Here is a 20767-nt window from a genome sequence, read left to right as displayed (position 1 = left end):
GAAGGACGCCCCCACGACCAGGAACCACAGTCCGCAGAGCACGACCCGGCCCACACCGGCCCACACCGTCATCCGCCCAGCCGAGCACGCTCGTCCGGGCGCCCGCAGCCGAATCACGCGCCGTCACCCGGTCCCCGCGCGGTGGCAGAGGTGGCCGGGGTCGGCGATGCTGGGTCGCGTGACCACCCCGCAGAACCTCGACGAGCGTTTCCGAGACGCCGTCTCGGCTCTGCGGCCGGAAGGGTCCCGCCGCCCTGACGGCGCCGAGGCGGTGCGCGACGGTTCCGCGCTCACCGGCGCCCGCGCCCGGGAACTCTTCGACGCCCAGTCGACCAGCCGCCACCTCGATCTCGCCGCGCGCTGGCTGCGCGGCTTCCACGAGGGCTTCTCCACGCTCGGCTCGTCCGGCCACGAGGGAAACGCGGCCGTCGCCGCCGCCCTGCGCCCGGACGATCCGGCCCTGCTGCACCACCGCTCCGGGGCGTTCTACTGTGTCCGCGCCGCCTCGTGCCCGGACTCCCCGGACCCGGACCCGCTCGCCGAGGCGGCCCGGGACGTGCTGCGCGGCGTCGTCGCGTCGGCCGCCGAACCGCTCGCCGGCGGCCGGCACCAGGTCCTCGGCCGGGCCGACCTGAGGATCATCCCGGTCGCCTCGACCGCGGCCGCGCATCTGCCGCGCGCCGTCGGCATCGCGTACGCCATCAGCGCCGTCCCCGAGCTGCGCGGCGTCGAGTCGCCCTGGCCCGCCGACGCCATCGCGGTCGCCTCCTTCGACGGCGCCGCCGTCGACCACGTCGGCGCCACCGCGGCCCTCAACACCATCGGCTGGTACGCGCACACCGGCCGGCACCTCCCGCTGCTGCTCGTCTGCGAGGACACCTCGCCGACGGGATGGGTCGCCGACACCCTGCGGGCCCGGCCCGGCCTGCGGTATCTGGCCGCCGACGGGTGCGAGCCGGCGACCGCATACGACACCGCGCGGGCCGCCGTGGACTGGGTCCGCGAGCAGCGCCGGCCCGCCGTGCTGCATCTGCGGACGGTCCGGCTCCTGGGATCCGCCGCCGCGAACCCCGGGGCCACGGCCGACGTGGACCGCGATCCGCTGGTCGCCACGGCCCGCCTGCTGGTGGGGGGCGGCTTCGCCACCGGAGAGGAACTGCTCACCCGCTACGACGAGCTGGGCTGGCAGGTCCGCAAGATCGCCGAGGACGTCCTCGGCGAACCCCGGCTCGCCGGCACGGCCGAGATCGTCGCTCCGCTGGCCCCCCGCCGCCCGCTGCGGGCGGCCCGGCACGTCGCCGACGCCGCGACCCGGGCCGGCGGCGCCGGCTCGACGGCCCGCGCCCGCGCCTTCGACGGCAGGCTGCCCGAGCAGAGCGGACCGCTCACCCTCGCCCAGACGATCACCGCCACCCTCACGGACGCGCTGCTCACCATCCCGGGCGCCATCCTGTACGGGGAGCAGGTCGCGGTCCACGGCGGCGTCCACGGCATCACGAGGGACCTGCACGAGCGCTTCGGCGACGAGCGGGTCTTCGACACCCTGCTCGACGAGACGTCCATCCTGGGCCTGGGCCTCGGCGCCGCACTGAGCTTGCCCGCGGCGGAAAACCGAGACAAAGGCTTCAAGGGAATCCTCCCCATCCCCGAGATCCCGTATCTCGCCCGCCTGCACAGCGCGGAAGACCAGCTCCGCGGCGAGGCCGCCACAATGTCCTTCTTCTCGCAGGGGGCTTTCCGCAACCCCATGGTCGTCCGGGTCGCCGGGCTCGCCGGCCCGGAGGGGTTCGGCGGCCACTTCCGCAACGACAACTCGGTCGCCGTGCTGCGCGACGTACCCGGACTGGTCCTGGCCGTGCCCGCCCGCGCCGCCGACGCCGCGCCGATGCTGCGCTCCTGCCTGGCCGCGGCGGCCGTCGACGGCACGGTCAGCGTCTTCCTGGAGCCGCTCGCGCTCTACCACTCCCGCGACCTGTTCCAGCAGGGCGACGGCGAGTTGCTGGCGCCGTACGCGCCGCCCGCGCAGTGGCCGGCCGCGCACATCCCGATCGGCCGGGCCCGGACCTATCCGTTCGGGTCCGCCGAGGACCTGACCATCCTCACGTACGGCAACGGCGTCCGGATGTCGCTGCGGGTCGCGGCCCGGCTCGCCGCCGGCGGGTACGGATCCCGCGTGGTGGACCTGCGCTGGCTGAACCCGCTGCCGGCCGCCGACCTGCTCCGCGAGGCGTCGGCGACCGGACGCGTCCTCATCGCCGACGAGACCAGGCGTTCCGGCGGCGTCGGCGAGGGAATCCTCGCGGCCCTGGTGGACGGCGGTTTCGTCGGCGCGGCCCGCCGGATCGCCGCCGCCGATTCGCTCGTTCCGCCCGGTCCGGCAGCGCACCACGTCCTGATCGGGGAAGATGCCATCACACAGGGTGCCCACGCCCTGCTGGCGCGGTAAATTGCCACACACGCGGTGCGCCACTTGCGCGCAAGCCCCTGAGTGTGTGGACTACCCCCACAGAAACGTCCGGAACAGCAAGGAGGAATTCGACAGTGAGCGCGACCGCTGGTCAGGCCGACGGCGTACGCAGCCTGGCGGACCGGTTCGGCTTCGAGCCGAACATGGTGGTCATGGAGATGGGCTACGACGACGACGTCGACGAGGATCTCCGTGACGCCCTGACCGAACGCGTGGGCGAGTTGGTCGACGAGGACACCGACGAGGTGGTCGACGCGGTACTGCTCTGGTATCGCGACGGCGACGGTGACCTGTTCGAACTGCTCACGGATGCACTGGGCCCGCTCGCAGACAGTGGCGTGGTGTGGCTCCTGACCCCGAAGGCGGGCCGTGACGGCCACGTCGAACCGAGCGAGGTCAGCGAGAGCGCACCGACGGCCGGCCTCCAGCAGACCTCCACGGTGAACGCCGGCAAGGACTGGACCGCGGCCCGGCTGGTCTCCCCACGCGGAGCCAAGAAGAAGTAGGAACCTGCACCCGCCGCTGCCACGTCGCGGCCACCCGCCGCGCGGACCCGCCGCCGCGCGGCCCTGCACCACGGCCGTCTATCGTTACCGGATGCTGATCGACGCGGGCACCGAAGCACCCAACTTCACCCTGAAGGACCAGAACAACCAGGAGATCACCCTCGCGGACTTCCGCGGCCGCAAGGCGGTCCTGCTGGTCTTCTACCCCCTCGCCTTCACCGGCACCTGCCAGGGCGAACTGGCCGAGATCAAGGAGAACCTCCCGGCATACGCCAACGACGACGTCCAGGTCCTCACGATCAGCGTCGACTCCGCCTACAGCCACAAGATCTGGGCGGAGAGGGAAGGCTACGACTTCCCCCTCCTGGCCGACTTCTGGCCCCACGGCGGCGTGGCCCAGGCGTACGGGATCTTCAACGAGGAGGCAGGCTTCGCCAACCGGGGAACCTTCATCATCGACAAGGCGGGCATCGTCCGCTTCGCCGAAATGCAGGGCCCCGGCGACCGGCGCGACCAGGAAGCATGGCGGAAGGCGCTGGCCGAGGCGCTCGCCTGACCGGGTAGGATGACCACTCCGGCTGTCGGAAAAGCCGGGCGCGTAGCTCAGTGGGAGAGCACTCGCCTTACAAGCGAGGGGTCGCAGGTTCGAAACCTGCCGCGCCCACCACAGGACCCCCACCAGTGCAAACGCGTCTGATACCGATCTCCTGCCGCAGCTCGGCTACCGCAGCGCGCAGCCGGGCGATCTCGGCGTCCTTGTCCGCCACTGACAGCCCGGCACCGGCCGCCGCCGCCGAACCCGCACCCGACGACTGCTGACCTGGGGCTGCGCCAGCTATCGCCCCAGCGGTTCGAGGTTATCCGCCGGCGACCGATCGTGGCGGCGGGGGTGTCAAGTGGGTGCCGGCGCTTCGCAGGTAGGTCAGCACGGCCAGGACGCGGACGTTGACCTCGCTGCGGCCGTTGTCCGCGGCAGCCGTCGGCAGATCGAGGGCGTGCGTGATGGAGGTCAGCCGTTTCTCCACCGTCTTGAGGCTGTAGTTGAGCCGCCTGGCGATCGCGGCGTTGGACAGTCCTTCCGCGACGAGGCCCAGCACTTCCCGTTCGGCAGCGGTGAGCCGTTCCAGGGGATCGACGGTGCGGCGGCGGAACATCACCTGGTGGACGACCTCCGGGTCGATGACGACATCCCCGGCGGCAACGCGTCGGATGCCGTCGATGAGCCGGTCGGTGTCCTGGACCCGGTCCTTGACGAGGTAGCCGACCGCGCGCGCGCCGTACTCGAGCAGGCGCATGGCGTAGGAGGTTTCGGCGTAGTGGGACAGGATGAGCAGACCGACAGCCGGATGGCGGGAGCGGATGGCCCTTGCGGCCTGCAGTCCTTCGTCACTCTGTCCGGGCGGTAGGCGGATGTCGAGGATCGCGACGTCCGGTGAGGTGCGGTCGACCAGGGTCAGGATCTCGTCCTTGGTGGTGGCTTCCCCGACCACGGTCAGTCCGTGGCGGGTGAGCAACTCCACGAGCATCTGGCGGAGCAGGCCGGAATCCTCCGCGATCACGACCCGCATGGCAGCTCCGCCCTGAGGCATGTGCCCGCTCCGGGACGGCTGTCGATGACAAGCGTGCCTCCGACGGCCGAGACCCGGTCCTGCAGACCACTCAGCCCGCTACCGCGGTCCACGTCTGCCTCGCCGGTGCCGTCGTCGATGACGGACAGGACCAGAGAATCGGCCGTGCTCTCCACCCGGACGACGGCGCGGCTGGCCCCGGCGTGCTTGTAGATGTTGGTCAGGCCTTCGTTGATCACGAAGTATGCGGCGCGCTCGACCGACACGGGCCACCGTTGCGGTGGTACGTCGTACTCGACGGGTATCGGTGCGCGTTCGGCCAGGGTTTCGACGATCGCCATGAGTCCTTGCTCCGTGAGGGCCGGCGGGTCGATGCCCTCGATGAGCTGGCGCAGCTCTCGAATGACATCCTGCAGCTGCACGGCCGCAGTGCCCAGATGCCGGAACGTGGTGGCAGTTGTGGTGGTGACCGGCAGCTCGTTGCGCGCCCGGCCGATGAGCAGCGAGATCGCCAGCAATTTGTGCTGGGCGCCGTCGTGCAGGTCGCGCTGGATGCGGTGCCGTTCCTCGTCAGCGGCGGCGACGATGCGTCCCCGCGAGGCGCGTACCTCCTCCAGCTGTGCGCGTTGGGCAGCAAGCAGGCGGGCGTTCTCCAGGGCCAGCCGGGCGGTCGCGACGACGGCCTCGACGAGACTGCCTTGGTCGCGCAGTGCCGGATCGTGGACCAGCACGGCCAGACGTTCGCCGCGGCAATCGACCGCCGTGCTGGCGTGGCCGTCGATCGGCACCTCTTCGCGTACGCGTCCGTCAGGGTCGGCGTAGCCACCGTCGGGCAGCCGGAACCACACCTGCAGCGTCGGATCACCCAGCGTCTCGGCGAGGGCGTCCCGCAGCCGCCGGGGTTCGGCGGCGGCCTCCACCTGCAGGACCAGGTTGGCCACCTGAAGGCGGGCCAGTCGCACGCGCAGAAGCCCGGTCAGGATCGCGAACGGTGTGAACACCAACGCCACGGCGAAGAGAAAGAGCAGGGCTCGCTGCGTGCCCGGACTGACGTGGGCCAGGGTCGCTCCGATCCAGACCAGGGCAATCCCGCCGCCGACGATCCCGGTGCTCCACAGTGCGGCGAGCATGCGGCGTGCCGCTCTCCCGGCGGTCCACCAGCGGCGCACCACCAGCCCGAACGCTGCCAGCGTCAACACGCCGCCCGACACGCTTCCCACCGGGGCCCACATCGACATGTTGTCCATGGAGCCCCAGATCTGCGGTTCGACCGGCGACTCGGACACGTACCGCGGGACCTGGGGGAGCGACACGGCGAGGTACAGCGCACCGACCACGGCACAGTCGGCGCGTCCGGCCAGCCTCCCGGTCGGCAGCGCCAGGATCATGTGTGCGAAGACCGCCGCGGGCACGTAGAAGAGGCAGAACCCGACAGCGAACAGCGCCTGGTTCGTACTGAGTTGCAGGTCACCGACGTACCAGGTGATTCCGACCGCGGCCATCAGCCGGCCGGAGCCGTTCTCCGGCTGCCGCGCCCAGCCGACGACGCCGGCAGCCACGAAGGACAGGCCCACGCACTGCACCGGCAGCCACACGGACCACGGGTACGGATGGCTGACTGCGGAGAGCGCGAACCCGGCCGCCGCCGCGGCGACCCCGACAAATCCCGCCATCGCCGGACCGGCCGCGGCGGGCATCCGGCTCCGGAGCGGCCACCGCATCGCCAGCCGGGGAGCCGCCCGGCACGGGCCGAGCCGACCCTGTTGCCACCGCCTGAGCATGCCCCATCTTGGCCCGCAATAGACGGTTTAGCAATGTTATCTGGCTATTCGTAGGGTTTTCCCCCCTCCAGCGTTAGGGAAACCAGGGGCGGCGCGGTCCACGGCGAGTGGCACGGTAAGAACTGCGAAATGAGAATGCAGAAAAGCGCGGACCCGAGAATCGCTGGCATAACAGCGCCGCAGATCTGCCGCACGACGTAAGAACGATTCCCATCAGTTCGAAAAACCGTCAGACAGGAGCGGAAAGCCATGTCTTATCTCATCGAAAGCGTGCTCTGGCCGGAAATGAAGAAACTCGAACCGGATTCGAAGCTCGGCGGGATTCTCGCTGACAAGCCCGGTTACCACAACACTCGCAACCGTCTGCGGGCCCAGGGCTTGAGATGGGACTACTCCATCCGATTGCCCCGGGACCGCAAAGGCCCGGGCGATGCGGCCGCCGCCATCGACTGGACATTCCCCGACGCCCAGGCCGGTCGTTTCACCACCATCGCCCGGTACAGCAAGCGGCTGCTGGACGCCGGCCGGGTGAGAGACCCCCGTACCTACGCGATGCGGGAGTTCTATGGCAACGTCGACGCCGACCATGACGTGGAGGGATGGGACTTCGTCCGCGACAAGGCGGCCACCTCGGACGACTCGCACCTGTGGCACATCCACATCAGCGTGCGACGGGCCTATGTGAACGACCGCGAGGCGATCGACGCGATCGTCTCGATCCTCGGCGGCGAGTCACTCGGCGATTGGCAACGCCGCTGGGGGCACGGCCCCAGGCCGGTCACCCGTCCCCGGACATACCGTGTCCGGGCCGGCGACACATTGACCGGTATCGCACGTCGGTACCGGACCACCGTCAACACGCTCTGCCGGCTGAACCACATCTCGGATCCCGATGTGCTCGCGGACGGACAGGTCCTTCGACTCACCTGAGGCCTCGGCGGCGCCGGGCCGGTATCGAGTCCACAGGTCCGGCCCCGACGGCCGCGAACTCATCGATCAAGGAGGGCGAAGCAATGGCCGAGAATTCCCGAGCCCACAGCGGCACGGCAACGACATCGCGGATCACCGACGGAGAACCGATCCTGCTGGCCTGCCCAGCGGTCGATTCGGCATCCCTGCGTTGCGTCCAGGGCCGTCCAGTCGAGAGGGAGCGCGCCCTCGACGGGGCCGCCGTGCTCACCCGGGACACGGCAACCGGCGAGGACGCAGCGCAGTCGTTCGATCCGGATCTCGTCACGGTGCTCACTTTGGTGGACGTACTGATGAGCGCACTCGGTGTCGAGCGTGGTGCTCCCGGATCCGCGCGCGTCGCGGGGGATCTTGTCGATGCCGTCTATGCGCACGCACTTGTCGTACCGCATGCCCGGCTGTCACCGGCCCCGGTCGCCGCAGAGCCGCCGTCCCGGGACGGCGCGGGGCCTCTGACCGTCCTGCTACGCACCGCCGTGGGGGTCTCCCGGGAAGGCCCGCCAACGTGGGAAGAAGCGCAAGAGCTGTGCGGTCAGGTCGTCTCCCGCGCGCTGTCGTCGCTCGGGATGAACCAGCAGGCCCTGACCTGGATGCTGGGCAAGGCCGCGCCAGCTCACCAGGACGACCCGCCGGATCCGGAGGCGGAGGGCCAGTTCGACAACGCAGCCGACGAGTTCTGGAGCGAGCCCGATGACGACGCCGTCGATCCGGCCATGTTCGAGACAGAGCCGGACCCTCCCGAAACCGACCCTTGGATCGTGGCACTGATCGCCGCTGCCGGTCCACCGACCGCGCCCGGCATCCGGTCCGAGGCGGCCGCGGGCGCGGCACCCCCGCCGAAGACACTGCGCCTGCTGCGACCGCTCAGCAGGCTCAATTGGAAGCGGCTACTGAAATTCGGCCTGCCCGCGGCGAAGCGAGCGGAGCTGAACGCGTGGGTACGGGAACGCCGAAGCGCTGGCGAGATCCGGCGGCACTCGCCAACGGACGGTTTCATCGCCGAAAGAACCCTCCTCGCGCTGTACCTGCTGGACCGCAAGACGGTCGCCGAGAACATACTGGCGGGATTCCGGGTCGGGGACAAGACCCTCTCCGACGTGGCCGCGGCCGACTCGCTGTGGGAGACGGTGAGGACGGCGCTGCTCAGCGTCGTCACCGGAGCGGTCGGTCAGCCCGACATCCTCGACCCCGCGCTCCGGCACGTCTACGAGATCAAGCCGAAGGCTCAGGCGGTGCGCGGAGCCAAGCAACTGTACGGCCGATATCTACTGTTCCTGAACGCATGGGAGATCTTCAATACGGTGGACGCGATTCCTGCACGGCGCGCGCTGGCGTGGTCCGCGAAGGTGCTCGCCGAGTTCGCCCGCTTCGTGACCCGTCCGGTGCCCGACCACGTCGACCTGTCCAAGATTGGACCGGTCAGGTTTTGGGAGCCCGGATCGTGGACTCCACCGCGGCGGGTGCTCCTCTGGGACGGCCGCGTGATGGATGTGGAGGTGCCCATCCCGGGCGTGCTGTGCTATCAGATCCTGGGCAGCCGGAAGGATGACGACAGCGCCGCCGGTAAGCCGGTCGATGAGCGAGACATCAGCCTCACCCTGCTCGGACTGGTCCTCGCCCATGCCTTGGCCGACGCGGCGAGGCAAACGGGCGGTCCGGCGGGCGTGGAAGCCCTGGCCCGAGCGGCTGGAGACCACGCGGCCAACGGTGAGGACATGGCCGGATGGCTCGCCGGCGCGGCCGCCGTCGGTGCCGGGACGTTGGCTGCCACGAAGTTGTGGGAGGCGCTGAGCCCGGTTGCCAAGTGGCTGGCGGTTCTCGCGCAGGGCGCGGGGAGAGCGGCGACCTCGCTCACCGCTCCATTCGTCTTCATAGACCCAGAAACCGGTGCGCCACTGGGTCTGCAGGAACGGTTCCGCACACCACAAGGGGTCTGATTCAGGCCGATAGGAAAGGACGAGGAAATGACCGACAACGTGGCGCCACTGGTGCGCCTGGACAGCTCCGACGCCGGCAACGCTCCCGGCCTGTCGTACAACGTGCCCGATCCGACCAGCTTTCCTGGGCGCAGCTACATCACCTTGGACTTCGGCTCGAACGATCCGTTCCACGCGCAGGCCGTCTCGCTGGACGCCGCGACGCCGACCGCCGTGCCGTCGTTCGCGTTGCCGTCCACCGTGCGCGGCAGGATGGCGCCGCAGCTACGGCCGCCGAACGGAGGGGACGGCGAGGGCCCGATGCACGACCCGCCGGAGCCGCAGGCGGTCCTGCGGGTCGCCGAGCCCGCTCAGGGCTCGACCTTCGACAGCGGCCCGGACGGCTTCGACCTGCGGGTCGCCGTCCAGGCGACGTTCACGCACACGAGCGTCCGACCCTCGAACGCCACCATCACCGTGAACGGCACTGATTACTCCGCCGAGGCGGCGGGCAGTCCGTCGGGCAGCGTGCGAGAGTACAGCGCGGCGGTCTCCGTACGCCCCGGCCCGGTCTCGATCTCGGCACGCCTGATGCTTGCCGATACGGAATTCGCTACGCTCGCACCACGCTCGGTCGAGGTTCGACAGCTCACCACACCGCCGTCGCCGAACACGACACCGCCGAGCCTGACCGTGGACGACCCGTCCGAGGCGATGTCGCTGACCCTGTCCGCCGAGGGTACGGCGACTCTGAATGTGGCCGGAAAAGCCGTCGATGCGGCGGCGGGAATCAAGAGCTGCACCGTTCTCCTGGACGGCGGGTCGCCCGAAGATGTCCCCGTCGCGGCTGACGGCTCGTTCTCCAAGCCGCTGACGCTGACCGATGTGGGTAGCCACAAGGTAGTGGTACTGGCCACCAACAAGGCGGGGGCCAGCAGCCAGGTGGTGCGGAAGTTCTCCGTGAGCGCCGTGTCGTCGGTTCCCCGGCATCGCCTGATGCTCGTGGAATGCCTGCGGTTGTCCAACTTTCTCGGTCGCTACGGCGCGGGCAGAATCGTGCAGACCTTCAGCCTTCTGCCGGGAGAGAAGACGAACATCACCATCCGTACCTTCAACACCGCGAGCACGACGGCGACCAACACGTCGAGCGTCTTCGACAGCTTCAGCGAGACGACCGACGATGAACTGACCTCCGCCATCGCCAACGAGGACACCACCAAGACGCAGGACGAGAAGTCTCTCAAGGCGAACGTCAACGTCAAGGCGGGCGCGACCTGGGGGTGGGGCTCCGCCTCGGTGGAGGCCGGCCTCGCCTACGGCACGTCGTCCGCCCGTGAACAGCTCACCAAGAACGTCACCAACGGCACCTCACGGCACGCCGCGGAAAAGTCTTCCAAGCGCGACATCAAGGTGGACACCACCAAGACGGTCACCTCGGGAACCGAAAACGAGCAGACCGTGGTGCGTACGCTCGAAAACACCAGTCTCTCCCGTACGCTGAATTTCGTCTTCCGGCAGATGACCCAAGAATTTGTTTCCATTCTGCACTTGGTGGACGTGCGGGTGGGGCACCTGACCGAGTGGTTCACGCCGGCCGGCGAACGGGTCATGCAGGTACCCGACTCCACGCATCCCGAGACCAAGAACCCGAAGGTCGATTACGAGGAAGTGGCGCTGCCGCAGCTGAACGCCCTACTGAAGGGCATATGCGCGGGTGACGAGGGGGTCGCCCTGGCCGAAGCCACGATCCTTCGTCAGTTGGACGCCATCTTCGACTACCGGGGGCAGTGGCAGCGGATCATCGAGGATGTCAGCCGACAAGTGCCCTCCCGTGACCCGATCACCGGCAAGATCCGAACCGAACCGGACCCGCACGACGCGACCAAGACCGTCCCGGCGACCGAGACGCTCAGCTGGCGCCGCTTCGACCCCGACCTTGCCATGACCTATCCCGAGCCCGCGGACGGCGATGACAGCGCGACATCCGGCGGGGTCCCGGTGACCGTGCCCGGCGTCATCCTCGCCGTCACGACCAACACGCTGCGCACGGACGGCATCGTCGTAGATGCGTTCCTCGGCGGCGGCACCGCTCTGGACGACTACGGTACGCGTCTGCAGGGTGCCCTCGCCCGCTTGAGGGAAGCCGAAGCCGCACAAGTGGAACAGCACGGTGCTCGTACCGCCCACGCCCTGGCCGTCGCCGGCAGCGGCGATGCGGCGAAGGCGGCTGTGTGGGCCACCGTCTTTCCAGCCCCGCGCGAGCTCCAGGGCCACCACGAGCAAGAACCTCACCCGAAATAGCACCCGGCAGGCGACTCATCCACCGCGCCAGGGAGGCGTCCACCCGGGTCCGCAAGCTCGTGACGAACTTGGTCGGGTCGATCGGTTGCCAGGACGGGTCCTAGAAGCCGGCCTTGTCGCCGTAGTGGCCGAAGCCCACGGTGCGTTCCTTCTGCACCTTGCCACCCGGCAGCGCGGACGGCGCAGAGCTGCGGCGGCGCACGACCAGCGCGGACAGCACGGCGACCACGACCACTCCGACAGCTACCCCGATCAACATGCGGTCAGCGTAGCCGTACAGGTCCAGACCCGCCCTCGGCCGATCAGGTGCGCGCCGTCACGTACGGACAGACGCTGCGCCGGTGACCGTGCCGCGGGCCGGTGACCCCGACCGGCCCGCGGCCCCATCGCCGTCACCTATGCACCGCAGGAGGACCCAATGATCACCGTCGACCAGCGCGCCGCCGACTGGATCCGCCGCACGGTGCTGTTCCGCGACAACGAGCACTACGAGGCGATGGTCCGGCTGTGTGCCTGCCAGTGGGGACCGTACGGACACTGCGACGCCGGACCGCACGAGCAGTGCGCGCGGCGCCGCGCCGATCTGCGCGACTGGAATCCGGTCAACCCCGAGACCGGCGGGGTGACTCGATTGATCTCCCCTGGTGACGGCTTACCGTCATGGTCAAGTTGACCATCGGGGTTCAGAGACAGGCGCTCAGCCTGTTCTTTAACCTTCGGGTTTGGGCTTGCGGCGGGGTGGTCCTCCGAGTGATGTCTCTCGTTTGACGGTTTTGCCGACGTCGTGGCGGGGTGTCTGGTGTCGGTTCTTGGAGCCGGGTGGGCGTCCTGGACCTGGCCGGGAGGGTTTTGGTGCTCTGGCGGATGTGGGGCTGGTCGGCCGCGGCCTGCAGCTCCGCGGCGCGTTCCTCGCCGCGGCGCCGGTTCGCCGCGGCGAGCGCCTCGTACCGGGCGAACAGGTGCTCGACCTCGGCGCTCAGCAGATTCAAGGCCCGGGCGGTCAGGTCGTCGCCGGGCACGGCGCCGGTGGGGCAGGGCTCGGTCATCGCTGCGCGTCCCTTCACGGTGCGTTGGGCGGCGTGCCGCGCTCGGGCGCCATCGCCGCGCCGGCGCGCATTTCGGCATCATGCGCGTCGGCGTCCTGGACGTAGAACTGCCCGTAGTCGGCGAAGACCGCCGCTCGCCGTGGTTCACCAGGGCTCATGTCAACTCCAGGTGGTAGTCCGCTGTCATACCCGTGACCGGTTCGAATGGGAATGCGCTTACTTGTGCAGCGCCGACATCTCGGCCGACTTCTTGCCGAGCGTCACGGAGCTGGGCCGAGCCGATCCGCGGTGACTCTTTCCCTGGGCGATCAGCCGGTGACGGCTGCGGGACGCAGGTAGCTGTACACCGTCTCGCGGCTGATGCCGAACTCCTTGGCCAGCGGACTTCCGCTCGCCGGCAGCGGCGCGCTCGCGCAGTTGCTGCGCCTGTTCGGCGCTGAGGGCGGGTTTGCGGCCGGTGTAGACGCCGCGCTGCTTAGCCGCGGCTGCCCTCGCGCTGGCGTTCGAGGATGAGGGCGCGTTCGAACTCGGCGAAGGCGCCCATGACCGACAGCAGCAGGGCGGCCATCGGGGAGTCCTCGCCGGTGAAGGTCAGGCTCTCCTTGACGAACTCCACCCGTACGCCCTTGGCCGTCGCGGTCGGCCGCGGGGTCGCGTTTCGCCTCGCCGGTGAGTCCAGCGATACGGCGTTTGAGCGGGGCGGTCTCGAGTTCGGCGGCGCGGGCCTGGACGGCGGTCAGGAACACGTCGAGCGCGGAGACCGCGAGGTCTTCGCGGGCGTCGTCGATGGGCACCGTCCCGGGATTGATCATAGATCTACGGTACGGCCCCGGTACGACATATCCGCGCTGGCGAAGGCCGTCGGTCTGCCGGAGGCATGTCGACTGTTGGCGGAAGCGTTCGCGGGCCCGCGCCCGGCGGCCCTGCGCGTCGTGCACACGAGTACGCGGCAAGTCGCAGCCCGTGCACACGAGTACGAACAAGCCCGATGCCCGAAGTCCTCTGCACTCGGCCCGTCTGAAAAGGACCGCCGTGCAGACGACTTCGGAAGTTGGCAGTTCTTAATCTTGTCCGGGAAACGATCGTTATCTAGAGCGCGGCAAGCGCCGTCTTTGACGTTGAGTCACTGCTGACGAGATGGGCTTACCGCCGGAGCAGCCGAGGGTTTTCGCCGAGTCTCTGGAGGAGGTCATCGCCATCCTGCAGGACCCGCCGTCGATTCCAGTGTGAAGACCGAGTGGGTCGAGTTCCTCAAGTTTCGCCGCGCTCAGCTACAGGCGGCCGCGGACGGCAAAGCTCGCCGGAGGGCGGGCTGACCTGCGGCCACAGAGAGCACTCGCTTGTGCGTTTCTCGTTGACGGCAGTTCCCCGGTAAACTGGGGTCCGGTCAATCGTTGGCAGCGGGTCGCCTTACAGGCGAGTGGTCGCAGGTTCGAAACCTGCCGCGCCCACCACAGGACCCCACCAGTGCAAACGCGTCTGATACCGATCTAGGCATCACTGGCGACGATCTTTCATGCCGCTGAGCGGAGAAGTTCCGCTCAGCCTGGTGCCGCGCGCAGGGTGGCAGACCTGCGGCGCAGGGGACAGCGCCGCAGGCATTCGGATGCGGCGCTGTCCCCTTGTGATCGACTAGCTGATTTTCTTGCGGTAGATCGCTGTCGCGGCGGCGTAGGCGGCCACGAGGATGCCGGCGCACCAGGCGAGGGCGATCCAGATGTCGTTGCCGACGGGTTGCTGCGCGAACAGCGCGCGGAGAGTGTTCACGATGGATGTCACCGGCTGGTTCTCGGCGAACCATGCAACCGGGGCCGGCATCGAGTCGGTGGGGACGAACGCCGAACTGATGAACGGCAGGAAGATCAGCGGGTAGCTGAAGGCGCTCGCACCGTCGATGGTCTTGGCGGACAGGCCCGCTATCACGGCGATCCAGGTGAGGGCGAGGGTGAACAGGATCAGGATGCCGCCGACGGCGAGCCAGTCGGCTACGGAGGCGCCGGTGCGGAACCCCATGGTCAGCGCGACGCCTGTGACGATCGCGATCGAGGCCAGGTTGGCGACGAGGGAGGTGAGGACATGCGCCCACAGCACGGAGGGTCGTCGGATCGGCATCGACTGGAAGCGCTCGAAGATGCCGCCCTGCATGTCGAGGAACAGGCGGTATGCCGTGTAGGCGATACCGGATGCGATCGTGATGAGCAGGATGCCCGGGAGCATGTAGTTGATGTAGGACTCGTCGGATCCGGTGTTGATGGCGCCGCCTAGCACGTACACGAAGAGCAGCATCAGTGCGACCGGGGTGACCGCTGTGGTGATGATGGTGTCCGGGCTGCGGAGGATGTGGCGCAGGGAGCGGCCGGTGAGGGTTCCGGTGTCGCTGAGGACGTGGGCGGTCATCGAGGTTCCTCTCCTGCGGACATGGTGGCTTCGTCGGCGGTGTCACTGGTGTCACCGACGAGGGCGAGGAAGACGTCCTCGAGGGTCGGCTGCTTCTCGACGTACTCGACCTTGGCGGACGGGAGGAGCTGCTTCAGCTCGGCGAGGGTGCCGTTCTGAATGATCGTGCCTTCGTGCAGGATCGCGATCCTGTCGGCGAGTTGCTCGGCCTCGTCGAGGTACTGGGTGGTCAGCAGGATGGTCGTGCCATCCTTGGCGAGCTGCTTCACCGTCCGCCACACCTCGATGCGGGCCTGCGGGTCGAGGCCGGTGGTCGGCTCGTCGAGGAAGACGACCGGCGGGTTGCCGACAAGGCTCATCGCGATGTCGAGTCGCCGGCGCATGCCGCCCGAGTACGTCGCCGCCCGGCGATTTCCGGCATCAGTGAGCGAGAAACGGGCGAGCATGTCGTCGGCGATCGCACCCGGGTTCTTCAAGTGGCGCAGCTTCGCGACCAGGACCAGGTTCTCCCGGCCCGTGAGCACTTCGTCGACTGCGGCGAACTGGCCGGTCAGGCTGATCGACTTGCGTACGTCGCCCGAGGCCGAGGAGACATCGAAGCCGTGGACGGTCGCGGTGCCGGTGTTCGCCTTCAGCAACGTCGACAGGATCCGCACCAGCGTGGTCTTTCCGGCACCGTTCGAGCCGAGCAGAGCGAAGATGCTCCCGGCTGCCACGTCGAAGTCGACGCCCCGCAGCACGTGCAGGTCCTTGTAGGACTTCGTGATGGCCTGCACCCTAATAGCGGGTTCGCGCGTCTTAGTCGTGGTCATGCGCTCTTCTCCTCGCCGTTCTCAGCGGCGGCGTCGATCGCCTTCCGGAGGCGCTCACGTTCCTTGTCTATCCACTGCTTGCCCGAGTACGCCTGCAGGAACGTCTCGGCGAACTCGACCGGGTCGTCGCCGACGATTGCGCGGACTGGCGTGCCGTCGGCGACCGCACGCTCCCAGAGGTCGACGAAGTCGCCGAACATCGTGATGAGCGTGTCGCCGTCGAGGATCCCTCCCTGGTACACGAAGTACCGCTGAAGCGCCTTGGCCGCGCTGCGATAGGGCTCCGGCAGGGCCTCGATTCGGGCCATGTGGCGCTTGTACTGCTTCTTCTGCTCGAGCGACCCGAGGAGCGTCTCGATCCACTTCGCGGCCATGCTCACGCTCCTTCGTCGTGTTGGTTGTCGGTGTGGTGGAGTTGCTCGATGCGTTCCGCGAGGACGCTCCACGTCCTCCAGAACTCGGCGAGTTGGTCTCGCCCCTTCGCGTTGAGTGAATACACCTTCCGCGGGGGCCCTTTTTCGGAGGGAACCTTCTCCACGTCGACGAACCCGCGCTGCTCGACGCGGACGAGCAGCGCGTAGATGGTGCCTTCCGCGATGTCCGAGAATCCGCGGTCGCGTAGCCACGAGGTGATCTCGTAGCCGTATGCGGATCTGTGGGCCAGGATCGCCAGGACGATGCCTTCGAGAGTGCCCTTCAGCATCTCTGTCATCTGGTTGCCCATGCCATCACCCCTTCGCTATTCAGCGTCGCTGACTACTGGTAGACGGTAACACTAGGTACCGGTAGCTAGCAACGCTGAATACCGAGGAGCTCGAGAGCGGGGCACTTGGCGACCACGACGTGGAAGGCATCGACGTCCGGCAGGGCGATGATGCGCACACGCTGATTCTCGTCGCAGCCAGCGTCCACGTCATGCTGATCCGGTTGCGCTACGACGGCGGGTTTCTAGCTTGCTCGTTCGCTCGCTCGGCCTCGTTCAGAGGACCGGAAGCGGCGCGGCAGCCGGCCGCCGCAACCCATGACTGAGCTCAGCCACCCACGGCGACTGTCACGGTGCGACACTGCACGGAAGATGAGATGCGGCAAAGCGCTCACCCAAAAGGGGCCTCGGAAGTGGTACTTCGCGGAGCTTTCTGAACCGGGCGGATCGCCTCATCGTGTGACCGGCGCACCCGCTATGGCAGCGGGTCCAATCTCACCAGAAGGGACCCCCGACATGCACCGGATCACCATCTATTTCGCAGCCTTGGCGGCGGTCATCGGCGGCGTCGTCCTGCCGGAAGCGTCGGCCGCCCACGCGGCAAACACCCGGCAGATGTGTAGCAGTTGGACCGAATCGACGATCGTCGCCAACACCCCGACCTGGGGTCGGATCGGGCAGCGGATGTGTGTGCAGTGGAAAGCCGGCGGCAGTGAGGTACGTCGGAGGATCGAAGCTCGCTTCGACTGGCCGATGGGCGACTGCACCGTCTCGGTGCCACCCCCCAACGTCAGCTGCCCGGCCAACCGAATCCACAAGCTCAAGAAGGTCGACCTCGACGAGCTCCGGATGAACCTGCACTACGCGGGCCCCTCCCAGCGGATCCAGGAAGTGCACTGCGACAAGGGTCGGCGGTCCTACCAACCCTTCACCCAACTCGGCGGGGCAGTGACCACCATCTGCTCCACCGCGTGGCAGTCCCAAAGCGCAGGCACCTACTGGGTAAGGGGGAATCTCACGTTCCGACGAGGCGCCACGGTGACCTCGCTCCCGAGCGCTGGTTCGGAGTGACCTTCTCCTGACTCGCCGGTTTACCGCCCGGCCGCCATCACAAAGGTGACGGTCTGGCACATCTCGGCCGGGTGAAGTGTTTCCACCGCACGGACAGGGTCATCCGGGAAGGCGGGCACGGAACTGGGCAAGGCGCTCGGCGAGGGTGGGCACCTGGCCGCGGTCGGCCTACGCGACGAGCCGGCCGGCGCCGCACTGGCGCAGTCGTCGCCGACCTCGATCGGGTGCGGACCAAACCACTGGTCGCGGTCGTCGGCGCCGGCGCGGCCGGGGACCGCGATGGCGCACAGGTCGCAGACGAGTAGGTGCCGCTCGTCGAGCGCCACGGCGTCGGCTTGCGGGTCGGCGCGGCGGCGCGCCCACCGGCCGAGGGCCTAGGGCGCGTCTCGAAGTGCGTGTAGCCACTCGTTGATCGCGGTGATGTGCAGGGTGGCTTCGTAGCGGGCGGCGAGGTTTGTCGAAGCGAGTGGCGACGGCGCGGTGGCGTTTGAGGCGGTTGATGCCGCACTCCACGGCGTGGCGTTGCCGGTAGACCTGCGGGTCGAAGGCGGGTGGACGGCCGCCGCGGGAGCCTTTGGCCAGGCGGTGGGCGTCCTGGTCGGTCTTGCTCGGGATGCGTGCCTTGATCCCGCGCCGGCGTAACCAGCCGCGGTTCGCGCGGAAGGTGTAGGCACGATCGGCCAAGACGAGGTCGGGCCGGGTTCTGGGACGACCGGGCCCGCAACGGGGCACCCGGATGGCGGCCGGCACCGGCGCGAACTGGGGACTATCGCCGCGGTGGCCCGCGGTCAGCAGCATCGACAACGGCTTACCGCCCTGCTCGCAGGCCAGGTGCAGCTTCGTGGTCCAGCCTCCACGAGAGCGGCCCAACGCGTGATCGGACGGCTCGGGCCTGAGGCCGCCGGCCGGTTCACGCTGACCGCTGGTGCGGGCTCCAGCGGCGTGCTGATGCGGCCTGGGCATCACGCTTCACACCGCTCACACCGCTCACACCGCTCACACCGCTCACACCGGGAGCGTAGAACCGGCCCTAACCCGATCTTGAAGTAGCGAGCAAGGCACTCAGGCGCGACGCCAGCAGTAGCCGGCCGTCGACGCGGATGTCGAGGAAGGCTGAGGCGGCGGCGCAGGCATTCAGGTCGAGTGCAAGTCTGGTGCTGCAAGGACGAGGTTGAGGATGGAGACGACTCTGACGCCACCGTCCCGCCTGAATGCCGCCTGCCGGGCATGTCGCCCAGACCCGATGGATCGTAAGGATCGGTGGCGACCCAAGGTCATCGCCCGGGCACCCGTTGTGCAGAGTTTTCGCAGGTCAGCGCGGACGCGCTACCCTCTTCGGTCGCGCCGCCACACGGGGGTGGCGACCATGGAGAGGAGCAGTGAAAACGTGGAGCAGGATCCGCGACAGGCGCCGGCTGCCACCGGCCCGGCCGGGGCACCGGTGCCCGAGGCGGTGGCGGCCCTCGCCGCCACGCACGGCTTGGGCTCGCTCGAGCTGGCCCGCAAGGGACAGAATCCGTTCGCCAACTTCGGCCTGGGCATCGGGGCGGCCGCCGCGCTGTTCGGCATCGCCGCGCTGATCAACTGGTCGCTTGAGTTCATACCGTTCCGGCCGCTGGCGTTCATCGCGGTGCTCTTCGTGATCGGCGCGCTGTTCTGCGTGCTCATGGCGTTCGCGGCGTTGTTCGCCGGCTTCACGGCCGACTACCTCTACGCGGGTGGCTTGGTCCACACCAAGAACGGCCGCGCCCAGGTGGTCGCCTGGCCCGACGTTGACATGCTGCGAGTGCGGTTCAAGAAGGACGACCCGACCCGGGCCCTCGCGTACGAGCTGGTGGCGCTGGACGGGCGGAAGGTACCGGTGACCGCGCACACGGAAGACACCCTCGGCACACGCCTGCAGCAGGTCGTGGCCGGGCTGAACCGGCCAGTCGTCGACTGGGTCAAGGAGAAGTCGTGATCGGACCTCGGCTCGCCGCCCTCACCGGCCTGGGCGTGACCCTGCTCGTCGCGGTGGGCCTGGCCAAGATGGGCCTGCCCACGCCCGCCGCCGTGACGGGCGGGCTCACCATCACCGGCTGGGGCGGCGTGCTGCTGTCCCGCCGGTTGGGCCGCGCCTGCCTCGCCCTCGGCCTGGCCCTGCTGACCCTGTCGGTCTTCTCCCTTGTGGCCGCTTTCAGCAACCTGCTGGGCAAGCCCCTCGGCATCACGGTCGCGCTGGCCGTGGCCGCTGCCGAGGCGGGGCTGGCTGTCCTCGTGGTCAAGGCGTTGCGCCTCCGCGCCGGGCAGGCGGCACAGCACCGCCGCGCCGCGCTGGCCGCCGCGCGGGGATGGCAGTTCGCGCCGACCGCCGAGGTGCCGGTCGCGGGCCCGGAGACCGCCGGGCGACTGGTCGCGGTGGCCAACGACGCGCGCAGCACCACCGGCAGCTCGGTGCTCACCGGTACGGCCGACGGGGTGCCGATCACCGTCTTCGACCGGTCGCGGGCGGGCGAGCGGGGTTCGACCCAGACCGTGTGGGCGCTGCGCCTACCGTTCGCGCTGCCGTACTTCTCGGGCGCTTATCTGCACGCCCTGGCCCTGCAGGAGCAGCCGCCGCGGTCGGACACGATGTCGAGCGCGGACCTGCTCACCCAGCACATCATGGAGTCGGTCAAGCGGCAGGTGCTGCAGAAGCACGGGATCGATCCCGACGCCCCGCGCGCCGTGGACGCCGCGGCCTACACCGACGATCCGGGTTTCGCCGAGGCGCTCACCACCGCGTCGGTGCGGGCGGCGGCCGGCGCGGACGGGTTCCCGCCGGAGTGGTGGATCGAAGGTGACCTCCTGTACGCGGTCGACGGGCCGGGCGCGGCCGGCGCTGCACCGGACCACGTATCCGCCTGGACCGATCAGATGGCCGCCCTGATCAGGCAGTTCCCGTGGCCGGCGCTGGAGCCCTACCGCCGCCCCGCGGCGTAGATCCGGTTTAGGGGCGGGCGGGGGCAGCGTGCCACCCCGCCCGCCGGCTGCCACCCGAGACGGCGGAAGGCACCACTCGTGCTGAGTGGACAGGGCGTCGGACATCGACGGTCGTTCCAGGACAACGGGAGAAACGCCGGGGCGCCTGGAGCATTCATCGCTCATCGTGAGCGGACCTATCGGCGATGGGCGTGGCTGAGGAGAGGACGGCCGTGACGGCGTACGCGAAGCGCTCGGCCGATCTTGCCGCCGAAAAGCGTCGCCGTCCT

22 protein-coding genes, 1 tRNA gene and 1 pseudogene are annotated in these 20767 nt (G+C 69.0%); 12 read left to right on the top strand and 12 right to left on the bottom strand.

Annotation, left to right across the window (positions count from 1 at the left end):
• Positions 1-166 precede the first annotated feature (166 nt).
• From EDD30_RS10900 to EDD30_RS10885, 4 genes are all read left to right on the top strand, one after another.
• Positions 167-2446: a transketolase C-terminal domain-containing protein gene (locus EDD30_RS10900; RefSeq protein ID WP_071806650.1), complete on the top strand. Its 2280-nt coding sequence runs from the start codon at positions 167-169 to the stop codon at positions 2444-2446.
• Positions 2447-2541: 95 nt separating this feature from the next.
• Positions 2542-2973, top strand: coding sequence for a DUF3052 domain-containing protein (locus tag EDD30_RS10895; protein ID WP_071806649.1), 432 nt, complete (start codon positions 2542-2544; stop codon positions 2971-2973).
• 91 nt (positions 2974-3064) lie between these two features.
• Positions 3065-3529, top strand: a complete 465-nt coding sequence (locus tag EDD30_RS10890; RefSeq protein ID WP_071806648.1) for a peroxiredoxin — start codon at positions 3065-3067, stop codon at positions 3527-3529.
• A 36-nt stretch (positions 3530-3565) separates the two neighbouring features.
• Positions 3566-3640 (top strand) — tRNA-Val (locus tag EDD30_RS10885).
• Positions 3641-3830: 190 nt separating this feature from the next.
• Here EDD30_RS10885 and EDD30_RS10880 read toward each other — a convergent pair.
• Complete coding sequence (locus tag EDD30_RS10880; RefSeq protein ID WP_071806647.1) at positions 3831-4541, bottom strand: response regulator transcription factor; 711 nt, start codon at positions 4539-4541, stop codon at positions 3831-3833.
• Positions 4529-6214, bottom strand: coding sequence for a sensor histidine kinase (locus tag EDD30_RS10875; RefSeq protein ID WP_170047395.1), 1686 nt, complete (start codon positions 6212-6214; stop codon positions 4529-4531). Before EDD30_RS10875 ends, EDD30_RS10880 begins: the two co-directional genes overlap by 13 nt.
• Positions 6215-6571: 357 nt before the next feature.
• Here EDD30_RS10875 and EDD30_RS10870 point away from each other — a divergent pair, with 357 nt between their 5' ends.
• The 3 genes from EDD30_RS10870 to EDD30_RS10860 all read left to right on the top strand — a co-directional run bounded on the left by EDD30_RS10870 (position 6572) and on the right by EDD30_RS10860 (position 11508).
• Positions 6572-7252: a LysM peptidoglycan-binding domain-containing protein gene (locus EDD30_RS10870; protein WP_071806645.1), complete on the top strand. Its 681-nt coding sequence runs from the start codon at positions 6572-6574 to the stop codon at positions 7250-7252.
• 83 nt (positions 7253-7335) lie between these two features.
• Positions 7336-9228, top strand: coding sequence for a hypothetical protein (locus EDD30_RS10865; protein ID WP_071806644.1), 1893 nt, complete (start codon positions 7336-7338; stop codon positions 9226-9228).
• Between the two features lie 27 nt (positions 9229-9255).
• A complete protein-coding gene (locus EDD30_RS10860; protein ID WP_071806643.1) occupies positions 9256-11508 on the top strand; it encodes a hypothetical protein in 2253 nt (750 codons plus the stop codon).
• A gap of 100 nt (positions 11509-11608) precedes the next feature.
• Here the strand turns inward: EDD30_RS10860 and EDD30_RS38990 are convergent, their stop codons facing one another.
• The gene (locus tag EDD30_RS38990; protein ID WP_170047393.1) at positions 11609-11767 is read right to left on the bottom strand and encodes a hypothetical protein; all 159 of its coding nucleotides are present in this window, start codon (positions 11765-11767) and stop codon (positions 11609-11611) included.
• 159 nt (positions 11768-11926) lie between these two features.
• Between EDD30_RS38990 and EDD30_RS10855 the strand changes: the two genes are divergently transcribed.
• On the top strand, positions 11927-12181 hold the full coding sequence (locus tag EDD30_RS10855) for a DUF6248 family natural product biosynthesis protein (RefSeq protein ID WP_071806642.1): 255 nt from the start codon (positions 11927-11929) through the stop codon (positions 12179-12181).
• 10 nt (positions 12182-12191) lie between these two features.
• On the opposite strand, the gene EDD30_RS41985 is transcribed toward EDD30_RS10855, so the two are convergent.
• The 7 genes from EDD30_RS41985 to EDD30_RS10825 all read right to left on the bottom strand — a co-directional run bounded on the left by EDD30_RS41985 (position 12192) and on the right by EDD30_RS10825 (position 16487).
• Positions 12192-12554 (bottom strand): hypothetical protein, encoded by a 363-nt coding sequence (locus tag EDD30_RS41985; protein WP_071806641.1) that lies wholly within the window; start codon positions 12552-12554, stop codon positions 12192-12194.
• 14 nt (positions 12555-12568) lie between these two features.
• On the bottom strand, positions 12569-12712 hold the full coding sequence (locus tag EDD30_RS38980) for a hypothetical protein (protein ID WP_170047391.1): 144 nt from the start codon (positions 12710-12712) through the stop codon (positions 12569-12571).
• Between the two features lie 317 nt (positions 12713-13029).
• Positions 13030-13170, bottom strand: a complete 141-nt coding sequence (locus EDD30_RS41980; RefSeq protein WP_244945196.1) for a recombinase family protein — start codon at positions 13168-13170, stop codon at positions 13030-13032.
• 1016 nt (positions 13171-14186) lie between these two features.
• A complete protein-coding gene (locus tag EDD30_RS10840) occupies positions 14187-14951 on the bottom strand; it encodes an ABC transporter permease (protein WP_071806640.1) in 765 nt (254 codons plus the stop codon).
• The gene (locus tag EDD30_RS10835) at positions 14948-15763 is read right to left on the bottom strand and encodes an ABC transporter ATP-binding protein (RefSeq protein ID WP_071806639.1); all 816 of its coding nucleotides are present in this window, start codon (positions 15761-15763) and stop codon (positions 14948-14950) included. Before EDD30_RS10835 ends, EDD30_RS10840 begins: the two co-directional genes overlap by 4 nt.
• On the bottom strand, positions 15760-16137 hold the full coding sequence (locus EDD30_RS10830; protein WP_071806638.1) for a DUF1048 domain-containing protein: 378 nt from the start codon (positions 16135-16137) through the stop codon (positions 15760-15762). The genes EDD30_RS10835 and EDD30_RS10830 overlap by 4 nt, the downstream gene beginning before the upstream one ends.
• A gap of 2 nt (positions 16138-16139) precedes the next feature.
• On the bottom strand, positions 16140-16487 hold the full coding sequence (locus EDD30_RS10825; protein WP_071806637.1) for a PadR family transcriptional regulator: 348 nt from the start codon (positions 16485-16487) through the stop codon (positions 16140-16142).
• Between the two features lie 119 nt (positions 16488-16606).
• Here EDD30_RS10825 and EDD30_RS38215 point away from each other — a divergent pair, with 119 nt between their 5' ends.
• Both EDD30_RS38215 and EDD30_RS10820 read left to right on the top strand, forming a co-directional pair.
• Positions 16607-16792 carry a hypothetical protein gene (locus EDD30_RS38215; protein ID WP_143162770.1) on the top strand — a complete coding sequence of 62 codons (186 nt, stop codon included), beginning with the start codon at positions 16607-16609 and terminating at the stop codon, positions 16790-16792.
• A gap of 190 nt (positions 16793-16982) precedes the next feature.
• Positions 16983-17537: a hypothetical protein gene (locus EDD30_RS10820; RefSeq protein WP_071806636.1), complete on the top strand. Its 555-nt coding sequence runs from the start codon at positions 16983-16985 to the stop codon at positions 17535-17537.
• Positions 17538-17557: 20 nt separating this feature from the next.
• Here the strand turns inward: EDD30_RS10820 and EDD30_RS39865 are convergent, their stop codons facing one another.
• Positions 17558-17863, bottom strand: coding sequence for a hypothetical protein (locus tag EDD30_RS39865; RefSeq protein WP_071806635.1), 306 nt, complete (start codon positions 17861-17863; stop codon positions 17558-17560).
• 48 nt (positions 17864-17911) lie between these two features.
• A pseudogene (locus EDD30_RS10810) lies at positions 17912-18506 on the bottom strand (IS5 family transposase); the annotation flags it as partial.
• Between the two features lie 397 nt (positions 18507-18903).
• Between EDD30_RS10810 and EDD30_RS10805 the strand changes: the two are divergent.
• The gene (locus tag EDD30_RS10805; RefSeq protein WP_143162769.1) at positions 18904-19497 is read left to right on the top strand and encodes a hypothetical protein; all 594 of its coding nucleotides are present in this window, start codon (positions 18904-18906) and stop codon (positions 19495-19497) included.
• Entirely contained in the window at positions 19494-20498 is a 1005-nt protein-coding gene (locus EDD30_RS10800; RefSeq protein WP_071806633.1) for a hypothetical protein, read from the top strand. Before EDD30_RS10805 ends, EDD30_RS10800 begins: the two co-directional genes overlap by 4 nt.
• The last annotated feature ends 269 nt before the right edge of the window (positions 20499-20767 follow it).

The sequence above is a fragment of the Couchioplanes caeruleus genome (assembly GCF_003751945.1).
GTDB classification, from domain to species: domain Bacteria; phylum Actinomycetota; class Actinomycetes; order Mycobacteriales; family Micromonosporaceae; genus Actinoplanes; species Actinoplanes caeruleus.
The sequence above is the reverse complement of the archived record's forward strand: the minus strand, read 5'-3'. Positions and strand labels throughout refer to the sequence as shown.

Excerpts from the sequence above, each read along its gene's own strand:
- EDD30_RS10825 (WP_071806637.1), bottom strand. The coding sequence starts at position 16,487 with ATGGGCAACCAGATGACAGAGATGCTGAAGGGCACTCTCGAAGGCATC.
- EDD30_RS10875 (WP_170047395.1), bottom strand. The coding sequence starts at position 6,214 with ATGGCGGGATTTGTCGGGGTCGCCGCGGCGGCGGCCGGGTTCGCGCTC.
- EDD30_RS10820 (WP_071806636.1), top strand. The coding sequence starts at position 16,983 with ATGCACCGGATCACCATCTATTTCGCAGCCTTGGCGGCGGTCATCGGC.
- EDD30_RS10865 (WP_071806644.1), top strand. The coding sequence starts at position 7,336 with ATGGCCGAGAATTCCCGAGCCCACAGCGGCACGGCAACGACATCGCGG.
- EDD30_RS41985 (WP_071806641.1), bottom strand. The coding sequence starts at position 12,554 with ATGACCGAGCCCTGCCCCACCGGCGCCGTGCCCGGCGACGACCTGACC.
- EDD30_RS10805 (WP_143162769.1), top strand. The coding sequence starts at position 18,904 with ATGGAGAGGAGCAGTGAAAACGTGGAGCAGGATCCGCGACAGGCGCCG.
- EDD30_RS38980 (WP_170047391.1), bottom strand. The coding sequence starts at position 12,712 with ATGAGCCCTGGTGAACCACGGCGAGCGGCGGTCTTCGCCGACTACGGG.
- EDD30_RS10890 (WP_071806648.1), top strand. The coding sequence starts at position 3,065 with ATGCTGATCGACGCGGGCACCGAAGCACCCAACTTCACCCTGAAGGAC.
- EDD30_RS10900 (WP_071806650.1), top strand. The coding sequence starts at position 167 with ATGCTGGGTCGCGTGACCACCCCGCAGAACCTCGACGAGCGTTTCCGA.
- EDD30_RS10855 (WP_071806642.1), top strand. The coding sequence starts at position 11,927 with ATGATCACCGTCGACCAGCGCGCCGCCGACTGGATCCGCCGCACGGTG.
- EDD30_RS38990 (WP_170047393.1), bottom strand. The coding sequence starts at position 11,767 with ATGTTGATCGGGGTAGCTGTCGGAGTGGTCGTGGTCGCCGTGCTGTCC.
- EDD30_RS10830 (WP_071806638.1), bottom strand. The coding sequence starts at position 16,137 with ATGGCCGCGAAGTGGATCGAGACGCTCCTCGGGTCGCTCGAGCAGAAG.
- EDD30_RS10870 (WP_071806645.1), top strand. The coding sequence starts at position 6,572 with ATGTCTTATCTCATCGAAAGCGTGCTCTGGCCGGAAATGAAGAAACTC.
- EDD30_RS10835 (WP_071806639.1), bottom strand. The coding sequence starts at position 15,763 with ATGACCACGACTAAGACGCGCGAACCCGCTATTAGGGTGCAGGCCATC.
- EDD30_RS10880 (WP_071806647.1), bottom strand. The coding sequence starts at position 4,541 with ATGCGGGTCGTGATCGCGGAGGATTCCGGCCTGCTCCGCCAGATGCTC.
- EDD30_RS10840 (WP_071806640.1), bottom strand. The coding sequence starts at position 14,951 with ATGACCGCCCACGTCCTCAGCGACACCGGAACCCTCACCGGCCGCTCC.
- EDD30_RS10860 (WP_071806643.1), top strand. The coding sequence starts at position 9,256 with ATGACCGACAACGTGGCGCCACTGGTGCGCCTGGACAGCTCCGACGCC.